The following is a 447-nucleotide window of genomic DNA, read 5'->3' on the forward strand; positions in this document are numbered from 1 at the left end:
GCCATTTGATGCGCAACGCGCTCTTGCTCACTGAGGGGGAAGACGGTATCTACGGTGCGTGCAGAGAAGGTGAAGCGAGTGGCGTTCGCGGGTTACACCCGCCCTGCGCTCAGGCGCGCTCGATCGCCAGCGCCACACCCTGCCCGCCGCCGATGCACAGTGTGGCCAGGCCCTTCTTGGCATCACGCTTGAGCATCTCGTGCAGCAGGGTCACCAGCACCCGGCAGCGCAGCTGGTGGTGTCGTCGGCCTGGCCTTCGCGGTCCCAGTGGAACTGAACTTTGACCCGGCCGTACTGATCGCAATGGATTTCTTCACCCTGCGGGCCGGTGACCACGGCGCTCTGGCTGCCGAGGATGCGCGGCTTGGGGTGCTGCAGCGGCGGGCGGTAGGGGATGTCCCAGGGGGTGGCGGTGAAGCGGTTGCGGTAGCCCTGGTTGAAGTCGTC

General features: G+C 66.4%; 2 pseudogenes. Both read right to left on the reverse strand.

Annotation, left to right across the window (positions count from 1 at the left end):
* Nucleotides 1-109 precede the first annotated feature (109 nt).
* Nucleotides 110-226 (reverse strand): annotated as a pseudogene (locus tag P7A97_RS20540) (hypothetical protein); the annotation flags it as partial.
* Between the two features lie 2 nt (nt 227-228).
* A pseudogene (locus P7A97_RS20545) lies at nt 229-447 on the reverse strand (type VI secretion system tip protein VgrG); the annotation flags it as partial.

Origin of the sequence: Pseudomonas sp. GOM6, from assembly GCF_029537485.1 — a bacterium.
In the GTDB taxonomy this organism is placed as follows: domain Bacteria; phylum Pseudomonadota; class Gammaproteobacteria; order Pseudomonadales; family Pseudomonadaceae; genus Aquipseudomonas.